The organism is Treponema bryantii, from assembly GCF_036492245.1.
Taxonomy (GTDB): domain Bacteria; phylum Spirochaetota; class Spirochaetia; order Treponematales; family Treponemataceae; genus Treponema_D; species Treponema_D bryantii_C.
Genome location: NZ_AP025286.1, coordinates 2,658,770 through 2,683,134, shown reverse-complemented (window position 1 = coordinate 2,683,134; position 24,365 = coordinate 2,658,770). Strand labels below are relative to the sequence as shown.

The window sequence follows — 24,365 nt, the reverse complement described above, 5'->3', positions numbered from 1 at the left end:
AATTTATTTCCTTTTTTCTCTGCTTGCAAAATAGAGAACTAAATCAAATAAAAGTATACCTGTTAGCCCTGAAATACCTAAATTTCCGACTGTAAGAACATTCTGCCCTTCAATCATTCCAATTGATATTGATGAAAGGGCATTTATCATTCCATGAAAAATTGCCCCTGGAATTATGGATTTGGATCTTAAAAGAAATATATATATTGGATTTGTCAGTATGCAGAATATAATCATTAAAAAACTGCCTGTAATCGGATAGTTAGGGTAGTTGCTTCCTGCCAGAATCAATGGTATATGCCAGAGTCCCCATATAAAACCAATGGTTATTATCATCTTATATTTATTCATTGATGGTTGCAGTTCTGTGACTAAAAAACTTCTCCAGCCAGTTTCTTCTCCTAATGCAAAGAATGCATTTATTGTTGAGCCTAATATTATGCTTTTTAGAAATAATAAGCCGAGTTGTGAAAGAGTGTAAGGGGTTGAACTTCCTGACAGCCCCAATTTTGAAAGTCCTGAAAAAGATAAGGAAAGTTTTGTGTCTTTAAAGAAAATCAATGCAAAACAAATTGATAGAAAAGTGATGATAAAAGGAATCAGAATTGCATATAAATAATATCTTGAAAGTTTAATTTTTACGACAGAATAATCAAAAGGAATGCCATAATGAAGTTTTGTAATTATCACTCCTAAAAATGGGAAAAACATATATAACACGGAAAAGAAATTAATGGGGATTTTCAGGAGATGAGAGATAATTTCGAATATACCAATAAGAATAAGCTGTGTTAGAAGAAAGAATGATAATCTCTTGTTTATTGTCATAAAACTTTACCGGTGTATTTATAGCTGAGTGAAAAGCCTGGTAAAACTCTGGAAGTAATAAAACAGGCTGAAACAAGTCCTTCAATCTTTGAACTGGTATTTAGATTATATACAATTCCTGCAGATATTACATCTGTAGTCTGCCATTTCGGGATGGTATTCAAGAAAGAAATTTGCAATACATTTTTTCCAATGAAGTCAATTGAGGAATTTATAAGAAAGTATCCGCTTGTTTCTAACCCGATGTTTGTAACATCAAAATTATAAAGTGGGAAAGTTACGGAAGGGGTTAGAAAAAGCATGAAAGGATCTTTTTTAAGAATAAATGATAAGCCTAATCCAAGCTTTGTATTATTTGCTTTTTTTAACTGGTCATTATTATTTTCTTCGAGTGTATTTATTATTACATTTTCTGTAGTGCCGGATAACCGTTTTTGTATAAGATTATAATTTGTCGGAAATGATATAGTTGTTATTGTTTTTAATGAGAACGATTCGAATTTAAATAAATAATTATACGATAAATTTATACTTTCTATATTCAGGAATAAAACATTGTTTTCTTCATCTGCTGTATACTGGCAGTTATATAAAAAAAGGAAAGGAATGTTTATTGAGAGTGTATGTTTGCCTTTAATACAAAAACTGAAATTCGTATTATTTTCGAATGAAATATTGTGCAGGCCAGTTTGATTATTATCAATAAATGATGTTGTGTTTGACAGCATATATGAGCTGCCGTTAAAGTTTGATTCAAAGATTGAATCATCAGCTTCGGCCCAGATTAAGCTTGTAATTGAAGTAAAGAAACATAGGATAATAATTTTTTTAATAATAGCTTTCATAAAAATTCATTTTCTCCATTTTGTTATTATTCAGTATTTCCTGCATTTTTTTATGAGAATAACTGACAAGAGTATCCTTATCAGGTGATGAGTCTGGCGGTAAAATAAGAAGAATATTTCCAGTCATTGTCTTTTTTAAACTGCTTTTTGAAACATACTGTTCTCCATATGTGGGATCCAGTATATAAAAATAATTTTCTTTTTCTCCAAGAACAATTATAAAATGTCCGGAGTTAATATCTTTTTTATCTTTCATTTCGTGGACAATAACTGGGACTTTTGAATATGTTACAAATTCTTCAAATGCAGAAAAATTTACTGAAAAGCCAATTGCTGTCAGATTATATAATTCTGAGATTTTTTTCATATCCAGAAAACTGATGCCTCTGTGTTCTTTGAGTAAATCATTTCCGTATTCTTCCATAAGCTTTTCTTGAGAAATATTTATTTCAAAGAAGGTTTTGAGAACAGTTGTAACTGCTGCAAATCCACATGAGAACTCAGATATCTGTCTTTCTGAATTTTCAAAACTTAATTGTAAATAAGATTTTCTGTCTAATGAAAAAACAGGCTCGAATAATATTATAAGAAGACAGAAAATCAGAAATCTTTTCATTTTTTTTCATCCTTAAAAAATGATAGAATTTTTCTGGAAGTTTTGCTTTCTTCAGTAATACTGCCATCCTTAAAATATAAAACTCTGTCGGCAATACTAAGTGTAGATTTTCTATGAGTAATAATTAAGATTGTGCAGTTCTTTTTCATTTCTAAAAAAGCCTTATGCAGAACTCTTTCTGTCTCTGGATCTACAGAAGAGGTTGGCTCATCAAAAACAAGCAGTTTAGGTTTTATCAGAATGCTTCTCGCTATGGCAATTCTCTGACATTCTCCTAAAGAAAGATTCGTTCCATTTTGCCCGATGATTGTATCAAAGCCTGAATCAAGCTTATTAAAGAAATCTATTCCGGCAGCTTTCATCGCATCAAAAACCTTAGACTCATCCGGTTGTTCCGATAATCCATAGGTCAGGTTGTTCCATAATGTATCATTGAAAACAAAGATATTCTGTAAACTCAGGTGTACATTTTTTCTTAGTTCTTCCAGCTCTATATTGGAGATTATGTTTGAATTAAATAAAATCTCACCTTCATTGATATCATAAAAACGTGCTAGAAGCTTACAGAAAGTTGTCTTTCCAGAACCGCTTTTTCCAACAAGTGTTATCAATTCATTATTGTTTATTGTAAGATTTATATTATTGATGATGTTATGATCTGCCGAGTACCCAAAAGAAAGGTTCTTTATTTCAATAGGGAAGATATTTTCTATATTTGTTTTTGCGTTATCGTTTATTGTAATATATGGATCAAGATTGTTCAGTTCATTGACGCGGTGTATTGCAGCTTTCATATCCTGATAGGTTATTATCAGTTCTGATACCTTGAAAATAGGGCCATTTAAAACATTCATAAGCATGATAAATGCCAGCAAGGAACCAATGGATAAAACTCCATTTTTTACAAATATTCCACCGGTAAAAAGAACAATTAATACCCAGAGATATGAAAGTAAAGAGGTTGTATTATTATATCCTTTTCCAAGTAAGAAATATTTCTTTGAGGTTTTAAACTGAGAAAACAAATTATTTCTGAATATTTCTCTTTCCGTTTTTTCAGTTCCGTGAGTACGTACTAATTCAATCTTTTCAAAAAACTTCATAATATTTGAAGTTACCATTTCACTTTTTTGTTTAATCTGATAGGAAGTTTTGATTATTGATTTACTGAAAAGAACTATAACTATTAACTGAACCAGCGAAACTATAAAAATATAAATAGTCATCTTGATATTTATTTTTATCATGATTATAGTGCCGGCAATAAAAGTAAATATCAGGGGAATGGTTGCAACCATTTGTGTCCAGTACCCTATAATGTTATCCAGATCAAAAATAGTTCTGTGTGTTAATGCTCCATTTCCGTATTTATTTATATCTCCGATTTTTATCAGCTGCATTTTTGCAAAAAACTGACTCTTTAATTTTATACCGCCCTGTCCATTTGCGATATATAAAAAGTAGTTTGCAAAAAAAGATGATGCAACTAAAATCAGACTTACTCCGATGCCTATGAGAAAAGCGGGCAGAAGATAACTGTAAAAAGAATTTACTATTATATCATCAAGAATGTATCTGGAGATTAATGGTATAAGCAGGGCACAAAACTGACTTACAATAGATAAAAACAGACCAATAATAATAAACGGAATGTATTCTTTAACACAGGTAAAATATAGTCGCAGGTAATTGTTAAAAGATAAATTATTGTTCTTCATTTTTATGCTCAAATCTAGAGAGAAGTAAAACTTGTATTATGCCAAAGATTATCCAGGTTGCAGTAATAATTATGATTGTAATTATTCTTGAGATTGGACTGCTTGTTATAAATCCAAATAAGATTCCTATGATTACAGATACAAAAAGAATCAGAATCTTTTTGTCTTTAAGCTTTTTTGAAATTGTCATTCCAAACAGCACACCGAGTAACATATGTATGATGATAACTAAAAGAGGTGTAAGGATTATAGTTGCAATATAAAGTAAATCTATATTAACAGACATACCTGAATACATAGATATCTGAGTTTCAAGCGTAGATTTTAAGGTGTCACTATAAGCCAGAAGAATAAAAATTTCAAAAAGGCCTATGAGAATGCCGGTAACGGTGCCTCCTATAAAGCCTGCATTTTCATAGATTCCATCTTTTCTTTTGTTTAAAAATCCAATAATTTTTTTTAAGCGCATAGTTCCTCCAATTTAAAATAAATTATTTATTGCATCTTTTAGATTAAATTTTTTTATTTTACTTACATTAAAGTAATCATCTGGAATTATATGATTGATTTGAATATCAAGCATATCAATCTTATAAAGACAGGTATCATTTTCAAATACACTACAGTCTTTTATAACCTTATATCCCGGTTCAATCTCATAAAAATCATTTATTACTACAGTTACATTCTTATTATTGGATGTTACAGTAATTTTCTGTAAACTCAAGTCTTTTTTTTGAATTATGAATTCATAGTTATCCTTATTGATTGTATTATTAAGTTGAACTATTTCATCATTCTGGGTGGTTATCACACAACCCGGATTTTCAATTAAAGACAGCCAGGATGAAGAAACTGTATTTTGATAGACTTTATCTTTCAATTCCAGTTTTTCTTTCATCCCGGCTTTGATTTTCCAATAATCTGTACCATCATAAATGAAGGTTTCAATTACTTTTTCATCATTGACATTATTTTTCATTTCAATACGAACAGATTTGTTTTTATTGTATATGATATAGAAGTAATCGGTGAGATTATTATTTTGAAAAAAAGAGATTTTCTGCGTAATAATACTTGTCTGAAGTTGCGAATTCTTATGAGTATTTGCTGCTATAATATCTTCTTTTGTGATTTCACTTGAAAACAAACTGGAGAAAGATATCAATATAAGAATGCAAAAAAGCTCTGTTTTTCTTTTATGATTTACCATTGTATGTTTCTCTTTTTGTTTATAGATAAAACGGTTTTCTCATCATATAATCTGCTGAGTATTGTTATATCATGGCCAAATCCGATTTCATTTTTATAAATACCTTCAGACACAAAAGAATCTTTTTCAAGATATGCTGAGATTATTTTTGTAGAATCTGTTTCAGCCAGTTTATCAGTCATAAATTTTACTTTAGTTACAGGTACTACAGAAATATATGGAAGAGTTTCAAAACCATAGTTCAGTAATGGTTCCATATAGTTCTTTGGAACTATACAGGTTCTGATCATTGCACTCTGAGAAGGATTCATAGGCAGCTTAATGGAAAGAAGTCCTTCTAATTTATCCTTGTTGTAGAGGGCAAAAAATTCTTCTGTATAGCTGAAGATTTTCTGACGAATTGAAATTTCTCCATATTCATCTTTAATGGTATAAGGACAAAAGTAAACGATATTTTCGGCTTGAGAAAATTTATTGTTCAAACCATCTTGGTAAAAGTTATACAGTTCTCTGAAATTTTCTTCAGAACACACTTTCAGAGAATGTGTATCATCCAGAATAACTTCTCGTTCAAGAATAAATGGATTTTCTGTTTTCCAGTCAAGAATTCCCAGACGTGACATATTACCATATAAATTACTCAAATCTTTTTTGAGGACTTCTTCTGGAACTTTGTAATATTTTTTTGTGAGTGAGTTTAAGATATCACCTACAGAATTATTTCCATCACAAAGCTGAAGCATTTCATTAGATGTTGAATTGATTACAAGCTCCCTCATTTCCGGATGATTCTTTGAAATCAATGTTACAAATCCTTTTTTTTCTTCTCTTATATAGGCAAGATTACTTTTATCAAATATTGGAATAGATTTTTGTATACTCATTTTTGTTTTCCTTATTATGCAAATAGTTTTTTGTTTTCTTTTATCAAATCAATTTTTATATTTTCGTCATACCAGACTATTGGTTGACCTGTGTGTTCCTTTGCAAAATCAGGTACACATTTTATCTGTTCAGCACACTGTTGTATAAAAGGACTTTCCCAGATTTTTGGCAAACCTTTTTTCCAGTATTTTAGAATTGATGTTCGTTTAATATTTCCAACCGAAATCGGAAGGTAAGGTGAAGGTACAATATCTCCATTTGATTGAACATTAAGGAATGCATATAAGTGTTGTGCAACAGTCTTAAAGCGTATAAGGTGATCAATAGGGTCTCCCCATTGGATTTTTGCCATTCCTTTATTGCTGATCAGATAATTAATGTCGCGTACAAGATTTCTGTATTGCATTGGGGTGGCAAGAATTTCATTGATATTCTTTTTTCCTCGTCCCAATATCATAAGTGGCTGAATTCGGAATTCTGAAATTCCAATTTCCTCACAGATCTTATAAGCATCAATAACTTCTTTTGAATTAAAGCTTGTTGGTGTGAAGGCAACTCCCACCTGAGTAAAGCCTACCTTGTTTAAGAGTCTTAATGCGTTTAAGGCTCTTTCAAAACTGTTTGGCATTTGTCTCATATGTTCATGAGAAGTACTTGTTGCTCCATCTACAGAAATTTGAATTCTGGATATTCCAGCCTTTAATAACGCAGCGGCTTTTTCTTCTGTCATAAGAAAACCGTTTGTAACCATTGAAGCCTGAATATCATGCGATGATAAAAGTTTTGCAACCTTACACACTAAATTAAATCTTAATAAAGGTTCTCCTCCACAAATGCAGACATTCAATGGCTTCATAGTACATAAGTCTTTAATAAACCTGATAACCTGAGCATCTGTAAGTTCATCCGGGATTCGATTGTTTTCACTACTATTGTTATAACAATGTAAGCATTTAAAATTACATTTGTTTGTTATATCGAAGGCAACCTGCATAGGACCTCTTACAATAGAGGCATGTTTTTCCTGTACAGAAATATTTTTTTTATCAGACATTTTTTTCCTCGTAAATGTTAAAATGGGCAAATAAAAAAATATTTCTATTTGCCCGGAGAGTATTACTTCATATAATTTGAATCGTTATGGAGTAATATCAATAGCGGTAAGCACTAATAAAAGAACTGCTGCTACGGCAACAAATACAGGTCCTACGGCCCATACGTAAGCACCCATTACAGAACTCATATCTGCTTCACCTAAACATTCAACTGTTGGTGACTGATAGTTCATTGTTTACCTCCGTTTTGTTAATATAGTTTTTGCATTTTCTCGTTCAACGAACGGGTAATAAAAATTATAAAACAGAGGTTTGAAAGCGGTAGGTCATAAAGCGATTTAAATAGGTCATAAAAAGTGATTGGGAGAGAAAAAATGTGGATGTAGTATTGTAATACGTTTGTATTACTTCTTAGCCTTTTTTGCAGGGGTCTTGCTAGTTGCAGTCTTCTTAGAAGGCTTCTTTGCAGGAGTCTTTGCGGTCTTTTTTACTGCCTTCTTAGCTGGCTTCGGAGCAAACTCTTTTACAAAGAGATCGGCTTTGTAAGTTGACTTGAGTTTTGCGGCGAATAAAACTTTATGAAGTTTGAAGACTTCTGGAAGTTTAGCAGCTTTTGAATCCAGTGCCATGAGCATAATTGCATCGTTCAGACTTTCTTCTACGAGTTCTTTATTGAACCAGATGATGTTGTCGAAATTGTTGATTCCGCCGAGCTGTACGGCGTAGCGGCTGTGTACAATGAGTTCAGCAATATCGAGAGGAGTCTTCTTTGATGCGAGCAGTAAAAGCTTTGTAAATACAGGGCGTAGAGATTTTTCAATCAGTTTTTCGTTCATCAGATATTCATTGAACTTTCGACCCAGGTTCCACTTTGCGGCAAATCCGTTTTCTGCGAATAGTGAAGAAGCGGCCCAAACGAGGAGAGCTGTTTCTTTTTCCGGTGACGCCTGAAGAATCAGCTTTGTAAACAGATCTGCTTTTGCTGTTGATGCAGCGCGTGAAAGTGCTTTCTGAAGGTCAGCAGGAGTTTTTGTAGCTGCAGCCTTATGGAGTTTCGCAATAGTTTTTACGCGGTCGCAGAATAGCTTATATGCCTTTGCAGAATTATCTGCAGTCTTCTTTGCTGGACTCTTTGTTTTTGTGGCAGGCTTTTCTTTTGCAGTTTTTTCTTTAGTTTCTGCAGCGGCAAGTTTTTCTGCAAATTTGTAGAACTCAAGTGCAGGCTTTTCTGCATCCTTGAGAATTGTTGTAATTGCAGGTGCTTTACCAGCTGGAGCTTCTGCGAATGCTTCAACAAGTGGCACAAATGTTTTTTCTGCAAACTTGGAAAGTACATCATATAAATCTTTATAGATGATTTCCTGCCAAGCAGTTTCAATGTCTTCACAGCCCTTACCGTTGAGCGATACACACAAAATGCGGTAGCGTCCGTCTGCTTCATCGCTAACCTGATGAACATTCAGATAAACCTGATATTCGAAGCCGTTGAGCATTACGAACATACCTTTTTCACAGATTTCTCTGCTCTTGCGGATATACCACAGGCGGCTCTTATGTTCCTGGAAAATGCAGTACTTGTCGTCTTCAGCTGTGAGGTTAAGACCTTCAGACACGCTGCGGCTCTTCATAACAACTTCATTACCATTGCCGGTTTTTACAGCATAAGGATCTGACTGCTTAATCCAGCCGTGAGCCTGGTCGTACTTGTTGTTGTAGAATACGATAGCACGCTCGTTGCCGCAGCCGTTTGAATAAGCAAATACGTTTTCATTTACATGGCCGTCTTCCCATAAATCATAAAGAAGGAAGTTTTCAACTCCAGAGAAGAGGTAGCGCTTTTTCATAAGAGGGAAAATGTCATGCCAGTGACGGTCTACAAGATACTGACTTGGCTTTTCGTCCTTGTAAGCCTTTGTATATTCCATTCCGTATTTTTCAGTAAAGCCTTCAATCTGACCGTGACCGAACATTGGAAGACCCGGCATAGTAATCATAAGTGTACATACACCAAAGTACTTGTCGCCGTCGCCGAACTGAGCAATCGCAGTTTCCTCATCCGGGTTGTTCATAAAGTTTACATAGCGTTTAAGAACCTGCGGATCAAAGGTGATTGTATTTTTGATAGTGTCGCGGTATTTCTGATTTTCTTCTTTTTTAAGCATGTTCATGAATGCCGAGTTGTAAACGCGGTGCATGCCGAGAGTGCGTACAAAGTAGCCTTCCATCATCCAGAAAGCTTCGGCAAGAAGAAGAGTGTCCGGGCATTCCTGAGCAACGCGGTCTACAACCTCACGCCAGAACTCATTTGGAATTGCGTCGTTGAACTGCTGTGTGCTGAGGCCTGTTTCTGAACGGGTTGCAATGTCTCCTCCATGTCCCGGCTCCGGGTACCACAGGCGGCGGATAGATTTTTTAGCAAGAACCATAGCCGCATCAAAACGGATGATAGGGAAGTTATGAGCAACATGTAAGATTTCCTGCATAACTGCTTCGCGGGCTGCAGGATTCAAAAAGTCAATCTGGGCAGTATCGTTCCAGGGAAGACCTGTACCGTCGTTTCCATGGTAGATATAGCGTGTATCACCATTCGAATTATCAACACGCTTGAAAACTACAGAACAGTCATTCTTGCTGTAGTAATGGTCTTCGAGGAAAAGTGAAATGCGGCCATCCTGAGAAAGGTTTTCTCCATTAAAGGAGTACTGTGGGAAGGGATTATCGCGGCGCTGAATAAAGTAATCAGGATGATTGATAACCCAGTCGCTGTCCATACCTGTGTGGTTTGGAACCATGTCGGATGCAAGACGGATTCCTCTCTGCCAGCAGCGCTGACGGAGATTAGAAAGAGCATCCCAGCCACCGATATTTGAAGCAATATTATAATCATAAAGAGAGTAGGCAGACGCAGCTGCTTCCGGGTTTCCGCAAATCTGTTTGATTCTTTTACTTGCCTTAGAACGTTCCCAAAGGCCGATGAGCCAGAGACCTGTAAAGCCCTCGTCGCGAAGACGGTCGAGTTCTGCATCTGGAATCTGGTCGAGTCTAGTAATAGGGTAGCCGTACTGTTTTGTGAGCTGGTCGAGCCAGACAAGTACAGTCTTTGCCATAAGAATAACATTCGGCATCCAGGCACTGTCAGCAGAAAAACGCTCGTATTCGTTCATAAGATTTTCAAAAGAATACGGAACCATGTCCGGCAGATCGCCGCCGCCAAAACCCTGCCATGCAGCCTTTTCTTCTTCGGAGATTGTGTCCATTCCGGCTAAGATTCGCTTGAGCCATTCACCGAGGAACTTATCCCAGTATTTCTGAAGATATTCAAGCTGACCGCGCAGACTGTCAGGAGCAAATACCTGAGGCTCACGGAGAAGTGTAATCAGGTCATGATTAAAAGGTCCGAAGGTCGGCTGTGTTGCAGCATATTTTTGAATTGATTTCCAGGTAGTTTTGTAAAGAGGATTTTTAGCAAGAACCTTATCATCAAAAAGAAGAAGGAAAGGCTTAAAAGCCTGATTTTCATTTGCAAGATGAAGGAGAATCAGTTCCTCGAGAGTCTGTTCGCGGTTTGAGCGTTCAAGACCTGTGCCTGCATCGAGTTCTGTTTGTGCCAGATATTCTTCAGGTCGGATTTTTTCCTGATAAACTGCAACCGGAGGAAACTCTTTCATAAAATCAAGGAGGAGGGCGTCGATTTCTGACTTGCCGTATTCCTTATCGAGTTCCGCAAGTAAATCCCGTCCGAACGAAGCTACTTTGTCGCGGCGGTAAAGCATACAAACATAATGAAGAATCTCATCAATGAGTCCCATCGCATTCAGCTGACCGGCAGAGAGTTTCTTGCTTTCATCACCAGTAACATGTTCAATATAATTATTGAACAGCAGCTGGAAATTACGGACGTTGCTCATGTTTGCAAAAACAACATTTCCGCTTGAAGCAAAAAGTCCCTTATCGAAAGTACACAAATCACGTACCTTTCTGCTGATGTGAAACTCGTTGTGTGAAATCTTCATTTTATATCCTCTTAATTTTGTTTATTAAATCATTGTTTGCACACAGCTCTTCAACCGTGCAAGGCAGACGGTATGTCCAGTTAAAGGCAGTAACCGTGCCCGGAATATTTATGCGTTCATCTGAAGCTTTTTCCAGCCACAGATTTTTAGACATATAAAGGAAATCCTGAAGCGGTGGAATGAACCACTGGCTTGCAGAAGTTGAAGACGCTTTGAGAATAGACTCCGCGATTTCCGGAGTGAAATCTGACTGAGCAATTGCTGTGGCTTTAGGTTCAATTTCTTCTTTTGATGCAGTGAACAAAGGTCCATCCTTTGCACCGGTTTCAATTCCAAAGGCATCGCCGTTCTGCAAAATAAATGCCTTTACGCTTTCTTTTTCAGTTTCCCACCATTCACGTATTGTAGATGAATCATGAACAGATGTGGTAGTAACCGAAAGTGGAGTATAATCAGCAAAAGGAACATAAGGCTGACCCGGTTTGCTCCATTCACGGCACCAGCGAACTACGCGCAGTCCAAGTATTTTATGTGCTTCCATAGTTTTTGGAACACATTCAATACTTACGCCAAGGTCTTCACCACAAGGAATCATCTTTACGGCACCGGTAATTGCAGCAAAGATTTCGTCAGCCTGCTTTTTCCAGAGCTTTTCGTTTTTTGAATTCAATTCATCAAAACACTCGAGCAGAGAAGTTTTTTCTTTATCGTTTAAAGTGCCCCATGAAGTAGACTGACCATAAGTCCACAGCGGAACATACTTGTTCTTTGAAATTTCAAGAAGAGTGCGATTGCTCCAGTAATCTTCCAGTACTTTCTTTACGCGTGGAATTGCATCAACTGCACAGAGTTCAGAAAGATCTGCACTCTCAATCATCTTTGAGCCGGTTACAGACGGATCAAAACGCCAGAGCTCTTCACCGTCAATCTTATTACAGAAAATTGCGAGAATCTGATGCGCCTTATCATGATTCCAGGTAATGTCTTCAATTACATTAGTTGGAATATGAGGCTGACTCAACCAGCGGATGCGGTCATCATCAAAACCAAGTTCATATAAATCAGTTTTTTTGATGAAAGCATAAGGCTCAGTATGACCATTTAAGGCATTCAAATCTGCTTCTGGAATTGCCCAGATGCGGAAAAAGCCCAGAATATGATCGAGACGATATGCATCATAATATTTTGAAGCATTTTTAAGGCGGTCCTTCCACCAGCTGTAATTATCTTCTTTAAGATTTTTCCAGTTATAGGTAGGGAATCCCCAGTTCTGTCCGTTCGGATTATCACCATCAGCAGGTGCGCCGGCGCGGAGATCCTGATTAAATACTTCCGGATAAGCCCAGGCATCTGCAGAATCTTCATTCATCAGAATTGGCATATCACCTTTGAGTTTGAGACCAAGACCGTGAACATATTCAACAGCGTCCTTAAACTGAGCATCGGCAATCATCTGAGTCCAGGCATAGAACAGATGTTCCTTTTTGAAGGCCTTTTTATTCCAGAGAGCAGTGATTTCTTCCTTAGTTTTTGAGCGGTCTGAATCAAGCCAGCTTTTCCATGAAGCCTGCATATAATTCCACTTTAAGTTCTTATAAACCGCATAATCTTTTACCCATGAATTAGCTTTTATCCACTTAGAAAGGGCAGCTCCAGCTTCTCCCGTTTTTCCCTCGTCAGTATTGTCGTAAAGCTGTTTCAAAAGATCAGTTTTTGCATTCAAAATGCCGTCATAGTCGTATCGCAGACAGTATTTATGATTTTTATACAGATCATCATAAGTTGTTTTAAATTTTGCATCTGATGAATATAGTGCATCGAATCCTTCAATAGTAGAAATACGTATATAGATAGGATGAAGAGCAAAAGCAGAAAGACCTGAATATGGCGAACTTTGTGTTCCAGTGTCGTTTACCGGCAGAAGCTGGATAATAGAGATTCCAGCAGATTTACAGAAGTCAGCAAACGGTTTTAAATCTGGAAATTCTCCAATTACAGGATTATCTTTTGTATATAATGCACCTAGCGGAACCGCAGTTCCAGTCAATTTTCCCTTAGTCATACGGCAAATATTATAGCACGAATTTATAAAAATAATGAGAAAATAATGAGAAATTATAGAAAGAATTCCATTTGTATTTGAACTAGCACCAGAATCATAAAAAATGATATAATGGAAGATATGACAGACATTAATAAATTTCTTTCTGATATGCAGAAATCTCTAAAACATGACCGCCAGAATAACGGTGGAAAATCTGATTATAACCGCGTAAAAAATGACCTGCGCCGCCTTTTTGAACGTAATGCAGCAATGGTGGGTGAACTGGCAGATTCTGTTTATGAATATTGGGAAAATGAGTATATTTACCGCTCAGCAGATATAAAAGCAGAACCATCAGAAGAAAATCAGAACCGATTGGCAGCATATCTTGCATTTCTTGAGAACAGTGATGAATTTCAGGAGTTTATTTCTGATGCAGACTGGAATGAATTCGGCCGCCTTGTAAATTTTGAAGCAGAAGATCTTGATGTTGATGTACTTCAGGATTTGATGAAGATTCTTGTAAGCAAGGGCGCATATTAATGGAAAAATCACAGATAGAAGCGCTCTATAAAAACTGTCGTCAGTGTCCGAGAGCCTGTGAGGCAGATCGTTTCGAGGTCTCTGAGCAGACTCGAAGTGCCGGTTTCTGTCGTGAACCAGCCGACCTCCGTATAGCTTTTGCCGGCCTTCATTTTGGAGAAGAGCCTCTGGTAACAGTTTTCGGTGGAAGCGGAACAATCTTTTTTACCGGTTGTACATTGCGCTGTGCTTTTTGTCAGAACTATCAGATCAGTCAGGATGGACTTGGCCGTGTAGTTGATGAAGAAGAATTTGCCGACATCTGCCTGCGCCTTCAGTCCGCAGGGGCAGAAAACATAAATCTTGTTACAGGCAGCCACCACATCCCAAAAATCGCAGCCTGTTTACGTAAAGCCCGCGACCGTGGAGTTACAATACCGTTCTGCTGGAACTCTTCCGCTTATGAAACCGTGGAAATGCTCGAGCTTTTAAAGGGCCTTGTAACAATATGGCTGCCCGACCTTAAAACACTGGACGGAACTCTTTCAAAGTCACTGTTTGCAGCCCCGAATTATCCAGAGGCAGCAACTGCCGCAATCTGCTGGATGATTGACAATAATCCGCTTGAAATTGCCGAAATCCCAGAACCTCCCGATGCGAAACCCGCCGAATGGGCAGAACCCGGCCAGCCACGCGACAAACTGCTTTCCGGCGTAATTATCCGACACCTTTTTATGCCCGGCCATTTCGCCGAAACCGCCGACGTCCTCGCGTGGCTTAAAGAAAACGCCGACGGGCGCGCCATTATTTCTCTGATGAACCAGTATACCCCGGTAAAATTCAACGAATCCGAGACTCAGCTTGCAGCCCGCAGGCGCGCCCTCTCCAATCTCGAAAACCGCCTCGTAACTGCCGAAGAAGACGCAGATATTCAGGACCTCATCGAAGCCTATGATTTTGAGTATCTGTTTTATCAGGAATTAAGTGATGATACCAGCTGGCTGCCAGATTTTACAAAACCTCAGCCGTTCAGCAATAAACTTGCAACCCCGCTGTGGCATTGCTGATATATACAGTTAGATATAGTAGTAATGATAGGAATTAATTGCGCTACGGATATTTCTAAGTTCTTCTATCTTTTCATTATGTTTGAGATCTTGATCATAAGTAATTAGAGCTTCTTTAAGGTTGTCTGCACGCCCAGATTCAAAAACTGCTATTAAATTATTAAAATGCTCTGGTGTAAATTTGTCGTCTGGAAGTGGAGGATTTTCTGTTTGTGCAGCAATATCCTGAACTTCTTTTCGGTATATTTCCAATTTTTTATATGCTGCTTTTATTTTTGATTTATATGTTTTCTGAAAGATCTTTGTAATTATCAATGCAACAATTAAAAGGGGAAGAATAATTATTTTTTTATATGCACCTCTAAAAAAAAGAATTAGTGAAAGATATATAGCAAAAAGAATAATAAAACTTAAAATCTTAATTAATCCTTCAGTTTTTATAAGTTTTTTTTCAAATTCATATATGTAATCATCTGTTCCGGCAAAATTTCTATATGATTCAGTTTCAAATACTTTTACATAAAAATCTTTTAATAACTGGCAATCTGGGTTCATCATAAAACGCTCCTGATAACTTTGTAATTTTATTTAGTTTCTTCTTTTTTACTTGAAGGAGCACCTTCTGGTAAAGAAATAGTTCCTGTAAAGGTTCCATCTATAATGGCTTTACGTGCTTTAGTATCTGGTGTAAACTGGAAGAAGTTTTTACCGCCATAACACAGGAATATTTCATCTCCGTCTGATACTTTTATATCAGGCATATTCAAATCAACTATATATTTTTTTGATTTATCATTTTCTGTTTGAATTTCAAAAGTTGTTACTCCAGGTCTTATTTTTAACACTGCTCTTTTCTTTTTTTCCAGAAGTATCCATTTATCGTTAGATTTATACCACACAAAAGCATAAAATTTATCAATCAGTGTGTATGGAATATTGCTTGTACAGGTTATTCTTTTGATTTCCTCACTAGAACTTTCATTATATAAATAAACTGTTGCTGTTGTTTTTTTTAGATCATATGGTTTATACCAGTAATTGGTTTTTGTAGTCATAATAGCCAGTGATGCTAATGGAAGAATAAAAAATAATATGATAACTAAAAACTTCTTTCTTAGTACAACATCACCTTTGAATTGTATTATAAGGGCAGAAAGCAAATAGATTCCACAAATAATTACAGGCAAAATTTCAAAATCATAATTTAAAGCTTGTATAAATGAAAATAACAATTCAAATGCTACTGGAAAAGCTATTAGAAATATAAAAGTGAGAATTGAAGATATCTTTGGTATGTGAGAATTAGAAGATGACATAATACCTCTTTTTTAATTTGTTTATTTTAAATTGAATATATAAGAAAAATTCTCTGTTGTCAATTTTTAAATAATCAGTCATTTTCTGTTATTTGTATTTTTGTTTATAAATTGATAAACTCACACTATGTTTTCAGATACACATTTCCATTTTAAAATGATGACGACAGAACGCGGAGTAAACGGTGTAGAAGTTTTGTCTACCATGGCTGCGCGTAACTGTTTTTTTGGTCTTGATATAGGAACTCATTGTGATGATCTGGCAGAGCGTCAGTCTTGTGTTGAACAGGCTATTGCCGGAATTACAGACGGAAAACTTGCTGCTAAAGTCCGCGAGTTTATGTATTTTACTGCCGGTATCTGGCCTGATGTCGGAGCAATTCATGACAGAGAGAATCAGATGAAGATTCTGCGTCAATCTATAGAAGCTGCTTCTGCATGTGGAGACCAGGATACTCTTAATCGTAAAATTGTTGCGGTGGGTGAGTGTGGGCTGGACCATCACTGGAATCCGAGTGGAGAGGATGGCCGTTGTGAATCTGATTTTGATGAGGCAACTTACCGTGGTGAACGCGAAATGTTTGAGTCTCATCTGGAGCTTGCCCGTGAATTAAACCTTCCTGTAATTGTTCACAGCCGCGATGCCTTTGAAGACTCTCTCGCCTGTATAAAAAACGTTGGCTACGATAACGGAATTATTCACTGCTATAGCTACGGAATTGATGAAGCCCGTGCTTTTCTTGACCGTGGCTGGTATATTGCTTTTGGCGGAGCCGTTACCTACAACAAAAAAGCTAAGCTAGAGGCGATAAAAGAACTTTTAAAATTTGTTCCTGCAGACCGCTTTTTGTGTGAAACCGATGCGCCTTATCTTGCTCCGGTGCCGTTGCGAGGGACTGTAAACACTCCGGTAAATGTTGAGCATGTTTATAATTTTGCAGCCGAGGTTCGTGGAACATCGCCGGAAGAACTCAGCAATCTTGTTGATGAGAATATTCGTAAGCTTTTTAAATTATAATATAATAATTTATTTGGTATTATCACAATGCTGCCTTATACTATAAATATAGGAGTTATTGATGAAAAAAGTTATTGCATTTTTTTCAGTTCTGATGGCTGTTTCATGTCTGTTTGCAGCTGGTGCTAAGTGGAAATCTTCTGACATCTTTTCTTCGAAAAAGTTAAACAAGTTACTTGAAACTTATAATCTTACAAAAAGTTATGAGAAAGATAATATTGTATTTTATAAGAATGAAGAAACTTCAGACTGGATTTATATCATGCGTGAAGGCCTTGAAGAAAATTTTGATAAAAGAGTATTCTTTATAAGCTTTGCAAATTTGGATGGTGTCTTTGATTCATGTAGTATTTTTGGTGGTTTTACCAGTCATAAGGAAAATGTAAAATATCATTATTCTTATCTAAATGAATCTACAACAGCAATTCAACCAGGAGATTATTTCGGAAAATCTAATTGGAAATGGACAGAACCAGATTATACTTATTTCTGGATTTTTAAACGAAGAGCCTTTGCTTTTATCGCTATGGAATCAATTAAAGATATTATTGGAATTACAATTCCAGAAGATGTACACGAAAGATATGCTTATTTTGCAAACTGGCTTATTGATAATAATAATGAAGAAAAAGAACAGTTTCTTCTTAAAAAGGAATATAAAAAATATTTAAAAGAACATAAATAGATTTATTTCAGCTTCCGTAAGTTCCCGCCACTGTCCGGAGCTGAGCTCTTCAGGCATTTGTAGGCTTCCGATGGAGATACGTTCGAGGTCTTTTACTTCATTGCCGAGGGCGCGGAAAATACGGCGGACTTCATGGAACTTTCCCTCGTGAACGGTGATTTCGCAGAGGTCTGATTTTATAAAATGGAGAATGGCAGGCTCGGCCTGTTGTTCTCCATATTTTTTTTCTGGTGGAAGTGTGAGTCCTTGAGAGGCGCGGGTGATGTACGAGTCTTGTTGCTCCAGGGGTACGGGGATGGTGAGAGTGGCCCGGTAGGTTTTTGTGATTTCTGACATTGCAGCAATCCTGTGTGAAAAATATCCGTCTGTGGTAAACAATAAAAGCCCGCTTGTATCGCAGTCCAGTCGTCCGATTGTGTGAAGCCTGCTTCCGCGTTTTGCACCCTGAACGAGTTCTCGTAATTCTGGAGTCAGTAAATCGTAAACGGTTTTATGAGAATCAGAAACTGCCGAGCATACATACCCGCAAGGCTTATTCATTATGAGGTAGATTTTTTCTGAGCTGGAAGAAGTCTTCATCTTATTTCTTATAAAGTGCTGCAGAATTTCTTTCCCAGAAAACTCCATCACTATAGCCTTGAATCTCTTTGTCTGTTTCGGCAAGTTCAAGGCGTTTTTCAGCGAGCATACAGTATTCTTCGTTCAGTTCAACTCCGCACCAGTGACGGCCGAGCTTTTTTGCAACAACGCTTGCAGTTCCACTACCAAGGAAAGGATCGAAAACAACATCTCCTGGACGCGAGCTTGCCAGAATCAGTTTTGCATAAAGTTTTTCTGGTTTTTGAGTCGGGTGATCTGTGTTTTCCGGCATGGACCAGAAAGGCACGCTTATATCATCCCAGAAGTTTGAAGGGCAGGTGAGGCGGAAGTTCCCGTCTTCGCTTTCTTCCCAGTCTTTTGGTTTTCCGTTTTCGCGGTAAGGGGCAATTACCCGGCGCTTCTGCTTTACGGCTTCAATATCAAAATAATAATTATCTGGATCTTTTACGCCAAACCAGATATCTTCCATTCCGTTTTTCCAGTTTGCTTTTGCTCCACGTCCTTTTTCTCTCTGCCAGGTGATGCGGTTCAAAATTGAAAGTTCGCTTTCCATTGCCCGCTGAAGAGCTGCCGTACATTTCCAGTCACCGCACATATAAAGGGAACCTGAAGGCTTTAGTTTTTTGCAAACCTGTGGAAACCATGACATAAGGTATTCTTCATACGAAGCTTCGTCGCGGGCTGTAAAAATTTTACCGTTGAAATTTTTTGTGAGGTTATAAGGAGGATCAATAATGATTAAATCTGCAAATTCATCCGGGAGAAGCGGCAAGGCAGTGAGAAGGTCTGCGTTTATTGTGTGATCCAGAAAATCTTGCTGGTTGAGAAGGCCGGAGGCCGTATCGAAATCACCGCGGACTTCAATCAGTCTTTTTTTCAGAGTCTCTTTTTCTGCTTCACTTAATGTAATTGTGCGGTTACGTCCTGCCCGTTTTTTTTCTTCCATAATTAACTGAAGATTTTATTTCAGAATAAAGTTCATGTAAACAGGGTTATGATCAGAGTTTTCAAAATCTTCATCAATTACATTTACAGAAAGTTCTTCAATATTAGGCGAAATAAGAAAACCGTCAATTACATAGTACTGCCAGTTATGAGCCTTTGCCTTCTCATCATTATAAGGAGCTTCCAGAGAACGGCAGGTTGGTTTTGAATCATCATAAACAAACTTCCATCCGCCATCTGTAATACTTGCATCCAGCTGGCCTGGAATCCATCCGTCTGGACTGATAACCGGGAAGGCTGTAGAATCCGGGAACTTCTGATTAAAATCACCGCCGGCAATTACATAATTTCCCTTTGCATATTCTGAATCAATAAAATCTTTAAGAGCTTTTGTCTGTGCGATTTTTCCTTCGCCACTGTCATAAGCTTCAAGATGGAAATTTGCAAGTACCAGCTCCTGTTCTGTAGCACCACCGTTTTCATAAACAGGAATTCGTGTTACAAGAATACAGCGTTTAAGGTTTGCTACCCTTGTTGGCCATGTAAAAGGAACAGGAAGTGCAAGACGATGTGCTGAAGTTGTTTCGAAGTTTGTATAAATTGCAACTCCGCTCTGAATGCGTCCCATTGGCGGGAACGGAATAGGCACAAAGATACAGTTATAGTTGTAAGCAAAAGCTCCGCCTTTTCCGGTAAAGTTTTTCATTGCTTCAACCTGATTGATTTTATAGGTTCGGGCAGACTTTGTATCAATTTCCTGAATGAAAAGAATATCTGATTCATGAGTTCCGATAATACTTTTAATACCGGAAAAATAATTCTCAACAGTCTTTTTTGAATCCGGCTTGCTCATTTTGCCGCCATCCATAAAGAAGTCTTCATTCTTTCCAAGACCTGCAAATCCTATGTTCCATGTCATAATGGAAACAGGTTCACCTTTGCTCAGCATTGCTTTTTCGCTTGTGAATGGTACCTCTTCTACAGGTTTTGGTCTGTATTCAATAATAGTGAGAAAGAGAAATAAAAGTACAACGCATAAAACCGGAGCGCAAATTACAGCTGCGGGAATAATAATAAACATTCGTCTTTTCATGGTAAAAACTATTATATCACGGGTGCGGGGATATACAATAGAAAATAATTTTGTTATTATGTATAGTATCATGATTATAAAACTAGGTTTACTTATTCTTTTCTTCGCCGTTTTCATCTTTGTTGGTATTAAATGCCGCGCAGTTTCAAACGATGTAAACGGTTACGTATTGGGAGGCAGGACTGTAGGTCCATGGCTCACTGCTTTTGCTTACGGTACATCTTATTTCTCTGCCGTAATTTTCGTTGGTTATGCCGGACAGTTCGGATGGAACTTTGGTGTTGCATCAACCTGGATTGGTCTTGGAAATGCGTTCATCGGATCGCTTATGCCTTGGGCAATTCTTGGCCGTCGTACTCGTGTTATGACACAGCACCTGAACTCAAAGACAATGCCAGATTTCTTTGGTCAGCGTTATGAATCAAAGACTCTTAAGGTTGTTGCTTCTGCAATTACCTTCCTTTTCCTGATTCCTTACACTGCATCTTTGTTCAACGGTCTTTCACGTCTTTTCCGAATGGCTTTCAATGTTGACTATTCAGTTTGTGTAATTGTAATGGCAATTCTCACAGCAATTTACGTAATTGTTGGTGGTTATATGGCAACTGCTGTAAACGACTTTATCCAGGGTATCATCATGCTCATTGGTATTGTTGCAGTAATTCTCGCAGTTCTTTCTAAGAACGGCGGATTCATGCAGTCACTTGCTTTGATGTCTGAGATTGAATCTCCTGTTTTAAAGGGAGCTTATACTTCATTCTTTGGTCCGCAGCCGTTCTATCTGCTGATTGTAGTTCTCCTTACTTCACTTGGTACATGGGGACTTCCTCAGATGGTTGGTAAGTTCTATGCTATTAAAAATGAACGTTCTATCAAAATTGGAACTGTAATTTCTACTTTCTTTGCAATCGTAGTTGCTGGTGGATGTTACTTCCTTGGAGGATTTGGACGTCTGTTCAATACACCTGAACAGGTTGCTGCTAATGGATTTGATAGTGTTGTTCCTACAATGCTTTCTGGTCTTGGTGATGTACTTATTGCTGTAGTTTTGATTCTTGTACTTTCTGCTTCTATGTCTACACTTTCTTCTCTTGTACTTACATCAAGTTCAACTCTTACACTCGACTTCATCAACTCTTTCAAAAAAGAAAAATCAAGTGATAAACATAATCTTTTGATTTTGCGTGCTTTCGTTGCTGTATTCATTATCATTTCTGCTGTAATCGCAATTGTTCAGGCTAAGTCAAAAGTTACTTTCATTGCTCAGCTTATGGGTGTTTCATGGGGTGCTCTTTCTGGTGCCTTCCTTGCTCCGTTCTTCTTCGGTCTCTACTGGAAAAAGACAAGTAAGGCTGCAGTTGCAACTTCGTTCACACTCGGTTGTGTTTTGATGTTAATTCAGCTTTCAATTTCTATGGGCTTTGTTCACGTAAGCGGCCCAGTTCTCGGATTGATTTTCAAGAACTCACTTTACTCTGGTGTATTCAGTATGCTTTCATCTTTGATCATCGTGCCAATCGTAAGTCTCTGCACAGCAAAGACCCGTCCGGCTGGGGTAGAAAAGATGTTCGACTGTTACAATACAACAGTTACAGTTCATACAACTAACGCTCTTTCAGAGGAAGACTAGGCTATAATAGCAGAACCGTTAAAAACTGAGCTGCGAATATAGTAGAGCTAAAAATTGCTTTCGCAATTTTCTTAACGCTCTGCTATAGAACAACGCCCGCCAGCGGGCTTACACAGGGTCGGTTTAGGTTCTACACAAAAATGCCTCAGAGGTGAGACTTGCGAGCCGACTCATTGATATGAGCCGGCTTTTTTTTATTTAATGCTAGACAAATTAAACGGCGTAGCCTGGTAAACGTAATAGTTCAGCCAGTTCGAATAGAACAGATGCGCCGTAGCACGCCAGTAACTGGTTGGCATACGGTTTACGTTATTTGTAGGGAAGTAGTTCTTTGGAAGCGGAACCTTCATTCCCTTATCTGTATCGCGGTAATATTCCTGAGCAAGAGTCATTGTGTCATACTCAAGGTGGCCGGTCATAAAGATTTCGCGGTTATCCTTTGATTTCAAAATTGTAACACCTGCTTCTGCGCTTTCTGCAAGAATTACAAGTTCAGGATGTTTAATCAAATCTTCTTTTATAAGAGTTGTATGACGGCTCTGTGGAATAGGGAAGGTGTCATCAAAACCACGAAGAAGAGGATCGCCTTCAACAGAACGTTCATTCATAAAAATACCCGACATCTTTTTTTCAAGTGCGTGCTTTGGAACTCCATAATGATGATAAAGACCTGCAAAACAGCCCCAGCACAAATAAAGGGTAGAGTAAACATTCTGGCGGGCATAATCCATAATTTTACAAAGCTCTTCCCAGTAATCAACATCTTCAAACTCAATCTGCTCAACAGGTGCACCGGTAATCAGCATGCCGTCGAACTTCTGATTATAGAGCTCGCTCGAAGGAATATAAAAACGGTCGAGGTAGCTCTGGTCTGTATTTTTGCTGGAATGATTTTCCATATTAACAAGAGAAATCTCAATCTGAAGTGGTGTATTTCCGAGCAAACGAAGAAGCTGAGTTTCTGTAACTTCCTTGTTAGGCATGAGGTTTACAATCGCAATTTTAAGCGGACGGATATCCTGTTCCATCGCCCGTTTCTCCGTCATGACGAAGATGTTCTCTTTTTCAAGTGTTGCGCATGCTGGCAAGTCGGATTGAATTTTAATAGGCATCGTAAACCTCCTTGTAATAAATCTCCGTCATTGCGAGCGAAGCGAAGCAATCTATTAAATGGATTGCTTCGCCTACGGCTCGCAATGACGATGTTTTAGTGTAATTTAGGGCCTATTCTAGCAGAAAACGTTCCTTTTTGCTATAATATATAGATATGGAAAACAAAAACGACCGCAAAGGTGCAATCAAAAAACTCAAACTTCTTACCTTCGGGTCAAAATCAAATGTAGATATTTTCCGCGCAAAACTTGATGAAGGCTTTAAAACTGTTTTTTTGCCTAACGGAGTTGAGCGTACTGAATATAAATACGGAAATACAGAGTGCGATGTGCTTGCACCGGAGATTTATGCTTCAAATCGTGTAATGCTTTATATTCACGGCGGTTCCTTTGTCGGCGGTTCACGCGCAGCTTACGCAAGTTTCTGTGCTTCTCTTGCAACAAAATGCTTCTGTCGTGTAGTTGTTCCAGAGTACCGTTTAGCACCTGCTTTCCCTTTCCCTGCTGCTAATGAAGATATTCAGAATGTTTTTAAATCTCTCTTTACAGAAGAACAGATTGCCTGTTCATTAAATGCAGAAAAGGGCGAAAAACCTCAGATGCCGGAAATCATAATTGCAGCTGATAGTTCTGCAGCTCCAATTGCATGCTCTCTGATTTTTAATCTTCGCGAGAGATACCGCACCTGCATCAAACAGGTAATTCTTTTTTCTCCATGGCTTGATGTTTCTGAATGTTCAAAACTGATTCAGACAAAAAAAATCAGTGATGAAGTAATGAGTGGTGACGTTCTTAGAAAGAGCAGCTCAGTTTATACTTACGAATCAAATACAAAAAGTCCTATGGTTTCTCCACTTCTTGCAGGTGATGAATCTCTTCAGAATTTCCCACCTGTATTTATTCAGATGGGTGAAAAAGAAATCCTTCTGGATGATGCAAGGGAATTTGCATCTAATCTTCGTTCCACAGGAAATGAATGTGAACTTGATATATGGCCAGATATGATGTTCATGTTCCAGATGGCAGACGAATACTTACATGAATCTCATCTTGCTTTAGATAAAGTTGGAAAAGTTGTTACGGAGGGAACTGCAGGAAAAGCTGCCGTTCAGATTGAAAACAAGCCTAAACTCGAACACAGTCTTCGTTCGGAGGCATAA

General features: G+C 37.6%; 23 protein-coding genes. 6 read left to right on the top strand and 17 right to left on the bottom strand.

Translation table 11 applies throughout. The features are described from left to right. Positions 1 to 3: 3 nt before the first annotated feature. The 11 genes from AABJ44_RS11790 to AABJ44_RS11740 form a co-directional block, all read right to left on the bottom strand. Entirely contained in the window at positions 4 to 828 is an 825-nt protein-coding gene (locus AABJ44_RS11790; RefSeq protein ID WP_338369246.1) for a CPBP family intramembrane glutamic endopeptidase, read from the bottom strand. Further along, on the bottom strand, positions 825 to 1,673 hold the full coding sequence (locus tag AABJ44_RS11785) for a hypothetical protein (protein ID WP_338369245.1): 849 nt from the start codon (positions 1,671 to 1,673) through the stop codon (positions 825 to 827). The genes AABJ44_RS11790 and AABJ44_RS11785 overlap by 4 nt, the downstream gene beginning before the upstream one ends. Continuing rightward, positions 1,657 to 2,289, bottom strand: a complete 633-nt coding sequence (locus AABJ44_RS11780) for a C39 family peptidase (protein WP_338369244.1) — start codon at positions 2,287 to 2,289, stop codon at positions 1,657 to 1,659. Before AABJ44_RS11780 ends, AABJ44_RS11785 begins: the two co-directional genes overlap by 17 nt. Next, positions 2,286 to 4,007, bottom strand: a complete 1,722-nt coding sequence (locus AABJ44_RS11775; protein ID WP_338369243.1) for an ABC transporter ATP-binding protein — start codon at positions 4,005 to 4,007, stop codon at positions 2,286 to 2,288. The genes AABJ44_RS11780 and AABJ44_RS11775 overlap by 4 nt, the downstream gene beginning before the upstream one ends. Beyond that, the gene (locus AABJ44_RS11770; RefSeq protein ID WP_338369242.1) at positions 3,994 to 4,476 is read right to left on the bottom strand and encodes a hypothetical protein; all 483 of its coding nucleotides are present in this window, start codon (positions 4,474 to 4,476) and stop codon (positions 3,994 to 3,996) included. Before AABJ44_RS11770 ends, AABJ44_RS11775 begins: the two co-directional genes overlap by 14 nt. 12 nt (positions 4,477 to 4,488) lie before the next feature. Further along, positions 4,489 to 5,157: a hypothetical protein gene (locus AABJ44_RS11765; protein WP_338369241.1), complete on the bottom strand. Its 669-nt coding sequence runs from the start codon at positions 5,155 to 5,157 to the stop codon at positions 4,489 to 4,491. A 56-nt stretch (positions 5,158 to 5,213) separates the two neighbouring features. Further along, on the bottom strand, positions 5,214 to 6,104 hold the full coding sequence (locus AABJ44_RS11760; protein WP_338369240.1) for a PqqD family protein: 891 nt from the start codon (positions 6,102 to 6,104) through the stop codon (positions 5,214 to 5,216). Positions 6,105 to 6,118: 14 nt separating this feature from the next. After that, on the bottom strand, positions 6,119 to 7,159 hold the full coding sequence (locus tag AABJ44_RS11755; RefSeq protein WP_338369239.1) for a radical SAM/SPASM domain-containing protein: 1,041 nt from the start codon (positions 7,157 to 7,159) through the stop codon (positions 6,119 to 6,121). An 84-nt stretch (positions 7,160 to 7,243) separates the two neighbouring features. After that, positions 7,244 to 7,393 carry a hypothetical protein gene (locus AABJ44_RS11750; RefSeq protein ID WP_338369238.1) on the bottom strand — a complete coding sequence of 50 codons (150 nt, stop codon included), beginning with the start codon at positions 7,391 to 7,393 and terminating at the stop codon, positions 7,244 to 7,246. A gap of 171 nt (positions 7,394 to 7,564) precedes the next feature. Further along, positions 7,565 to 11,173 carry an alpha-amylase family glycosyl hydrolase gene (locus AABJ44_RS11745; RefSeq protein WP_338369237.1) on the bottom strand — a complete coding sequence of 1,203 codons (3,609 nt, stop codon included), beginning with the start codon at positions 11,171 to 11,173 and terminating at the stop codon, positions 7,565 to 7,567. A 1-nt stretch (position 11,174) separates the two neighbouring features. Further along, entirely contained in the window at positions 11,175 to 13,235 is a 2,061-nt protein-coding gene (locus AABJ44_RS11740) for a 4-alpha-glucanotransferase (RefSeq protein ID WP_338369236.1), read from the bottom strand. Positions 13,236 to 13,355: 120 nt separating this feature from the next. Here AABJ44_RS11740 and AABJ44_RS11735 point away from each other — a divergent pair, with 120 nt between their 5' ends. Beyond that, on the top strand, positions 13,356 to 13,760 hold the full coding sequence (locus AABJ44_RS11735) for a hypothetical protein (RefSeq protein ID WP_338369235.1): 405 nt from the start codon (positions 13,356 to 13,358) through the stop codon (positions 13,758 to 13,760). Beyond that, positions 13,760 to 14,806, top strand: a complete 1,047-nt coding sequence (locus AABJ44_RS11730) for a radical SAM protein (RefSeq protein ID WP_338369234.1) — start codon at positions 13,760 to 13,762, stop codon at positions 14,804 to 14,806. Before AABJ44_RS11735 ends, AABJ44_RS11730 begins: the two co-directional genes overlap by 1 nt. A gap of 9 nt (positions 14,807 to 14,815) precedes the next feature. On the opposite strand, the gene AABJ44_RS11725 is transcribed toward AABJ44_RS11730, so the two are convergent. Together AABJ44_RS11725 and AABJ44_RS11720 are read right to left on the bottom strand one after the other, a co-directional pair. After that, a complete protein-coding gene (locus AABJ44_RS11725; RefSeq protein WP_338369233.1) occupies positions 14,816 to 15,364 on the bottom strand; it encodes a hypothetical protein in 549 nt (182 codons plus the stop codon). Between the two features lie 26 nt (positions 15,365 to 15,390). Continuing rightward, positions 15,391 to 16,122 carry a hypothetical protein gene (locus AABJ44_RS11720; RefSeq protein ID WP_338369232.1) on the bottom strand — a complete coding sequence of 244 codons (732 nt, stop codon included), beginning with the start codon at positions 16,120 to 16,122 and terminating at the stop codon, positions 15,391 to 15,393. A gap of 127 nt (positions 16,123 to 16,249) precedes the next feature. Between AABJ44_RS11720 and AABJ44_RS11715 the strand changes: the two genes are divergently transcribed. Both AABJ44_RS11715 and AABJ44_RS11710 read left to right on the top strand, forming a co-directional pair. Then, positions 16,250 to 17,140: a TatD family hydrolase gene (locus AABJ44_RS11715; protein WP_338369231.1), complete on the top strand. Its 891-nt coding sequence runs from the start codon at positions 16,250 to 16,252 to the stop codon at positions 17,138 to 17,140. 61 nt (positions 17,141 to 17,201) lie between these two features. Next, positions 17,202 to 17,825, top strand: coding sequence for a hypothetical protein (locus AABJ44_RS11710; RefSeq protein ID WP_338369230.1), 624 nt, complete (start codon positions 17,202 to 17,204; stop codon positions 17,823 to 17,825). On the opposite strand, the gene AABJ44_RS11705 is transcribed toward AABJ44_RS11710, so the two are convergent. Genes AABJ44_RS11705 through AABJ44_RS11695 form a run of 3 tightly spaced genes read right to left on the bottom strand, consistent with a single transcriptional unit; the run spans position 17,808 to position 20,463 of the window. After that, positions 17,808 to 18,404: a pseudouridine synthase gene (locus AABJ44_RS11705; RefSeq protein WP_338369229.1), complete on the bottom strand. Its 597-nt coding sequence runs from the start codon at positions 18,402 to 18,404 to the stop codon at positions 17,808 to 17,810. The two genes, AABJ44_RS11710 and AABJ44_RS11705, sit on opposite strands and share 18 nt — an antisense overlap. Position 18,405: 1 nt before the next feature. After that, entirely contained in the window at positions 18,406 to 19,371 is a 966-nt protein-coding gene (locus tag AABJ44_RS11700) for a DNA-methyltransferase (RefSeq protein ID WP_074642269.1), read from the bottom strand. A 15-nt stretch (positions 19,372 to 19,386) separates the two neighbouring features. Continuing rightward, on the bottom strand, positions 19,387 to 20,463 hold the full coding sequence (locus tag AABJ44_RS11695; protein ID WP_338369228.1) for an endonuclease/exonuclease/phosphatase family protein: 1,077 nt from the start codon (positions 20,461 to 20,463) through the stop codon (positions 19,387 to 19,389). Between the two features lie 70 nt (positions 20,464 to 20,533). Between AABJ44_RS11695 and AABJ44_RS11690 the strand changes: the two genes are divergently transcribed. Then, positions 20,534 to 22,093, top strand: a complete 1,560-nt coding sequence (locus AABJ44_RS11690) for a sodium:solute symporter family protein (RefSeq protein ID WP_074642272.1) — start codon at positions 20,534 to 20,536, stop codon at positions 22,091 to 22,093. A gap of 194 nt (positions 22,094 to 22,287) precedes the next feature. Here AABJ44_RS11690 and metA read toward each other — a convergent pair whose 3' ends face one another. Beyond that, positions 22,288 to 23,205, bottom strand: coding sequence for a homoserine O-acetyltransferase MetA (gene metA / locus AABJ44_RS11685; protein WP_074642274.1), 918 nt, complete (start codon positions 23,203 to 23,205; stop codon positions 22,288 to 22,290). A gap of 155 nt (positions 23,206 to 23,360) precedes the next feature. Here metA and AABJ44_RS11680 point away from each other — a divergent pair, with 155 nt between their 5' ends. Then, a complete protein-coding gene (locus tag AABJ44_RS11680) occupies positions 23,361 to 24,365 on the top strand; it encodes an alpha/beta hydrolase fold domain-containing protein (protein WP_074642276.1) in 1,005 nt (334 codons plus the stop codon).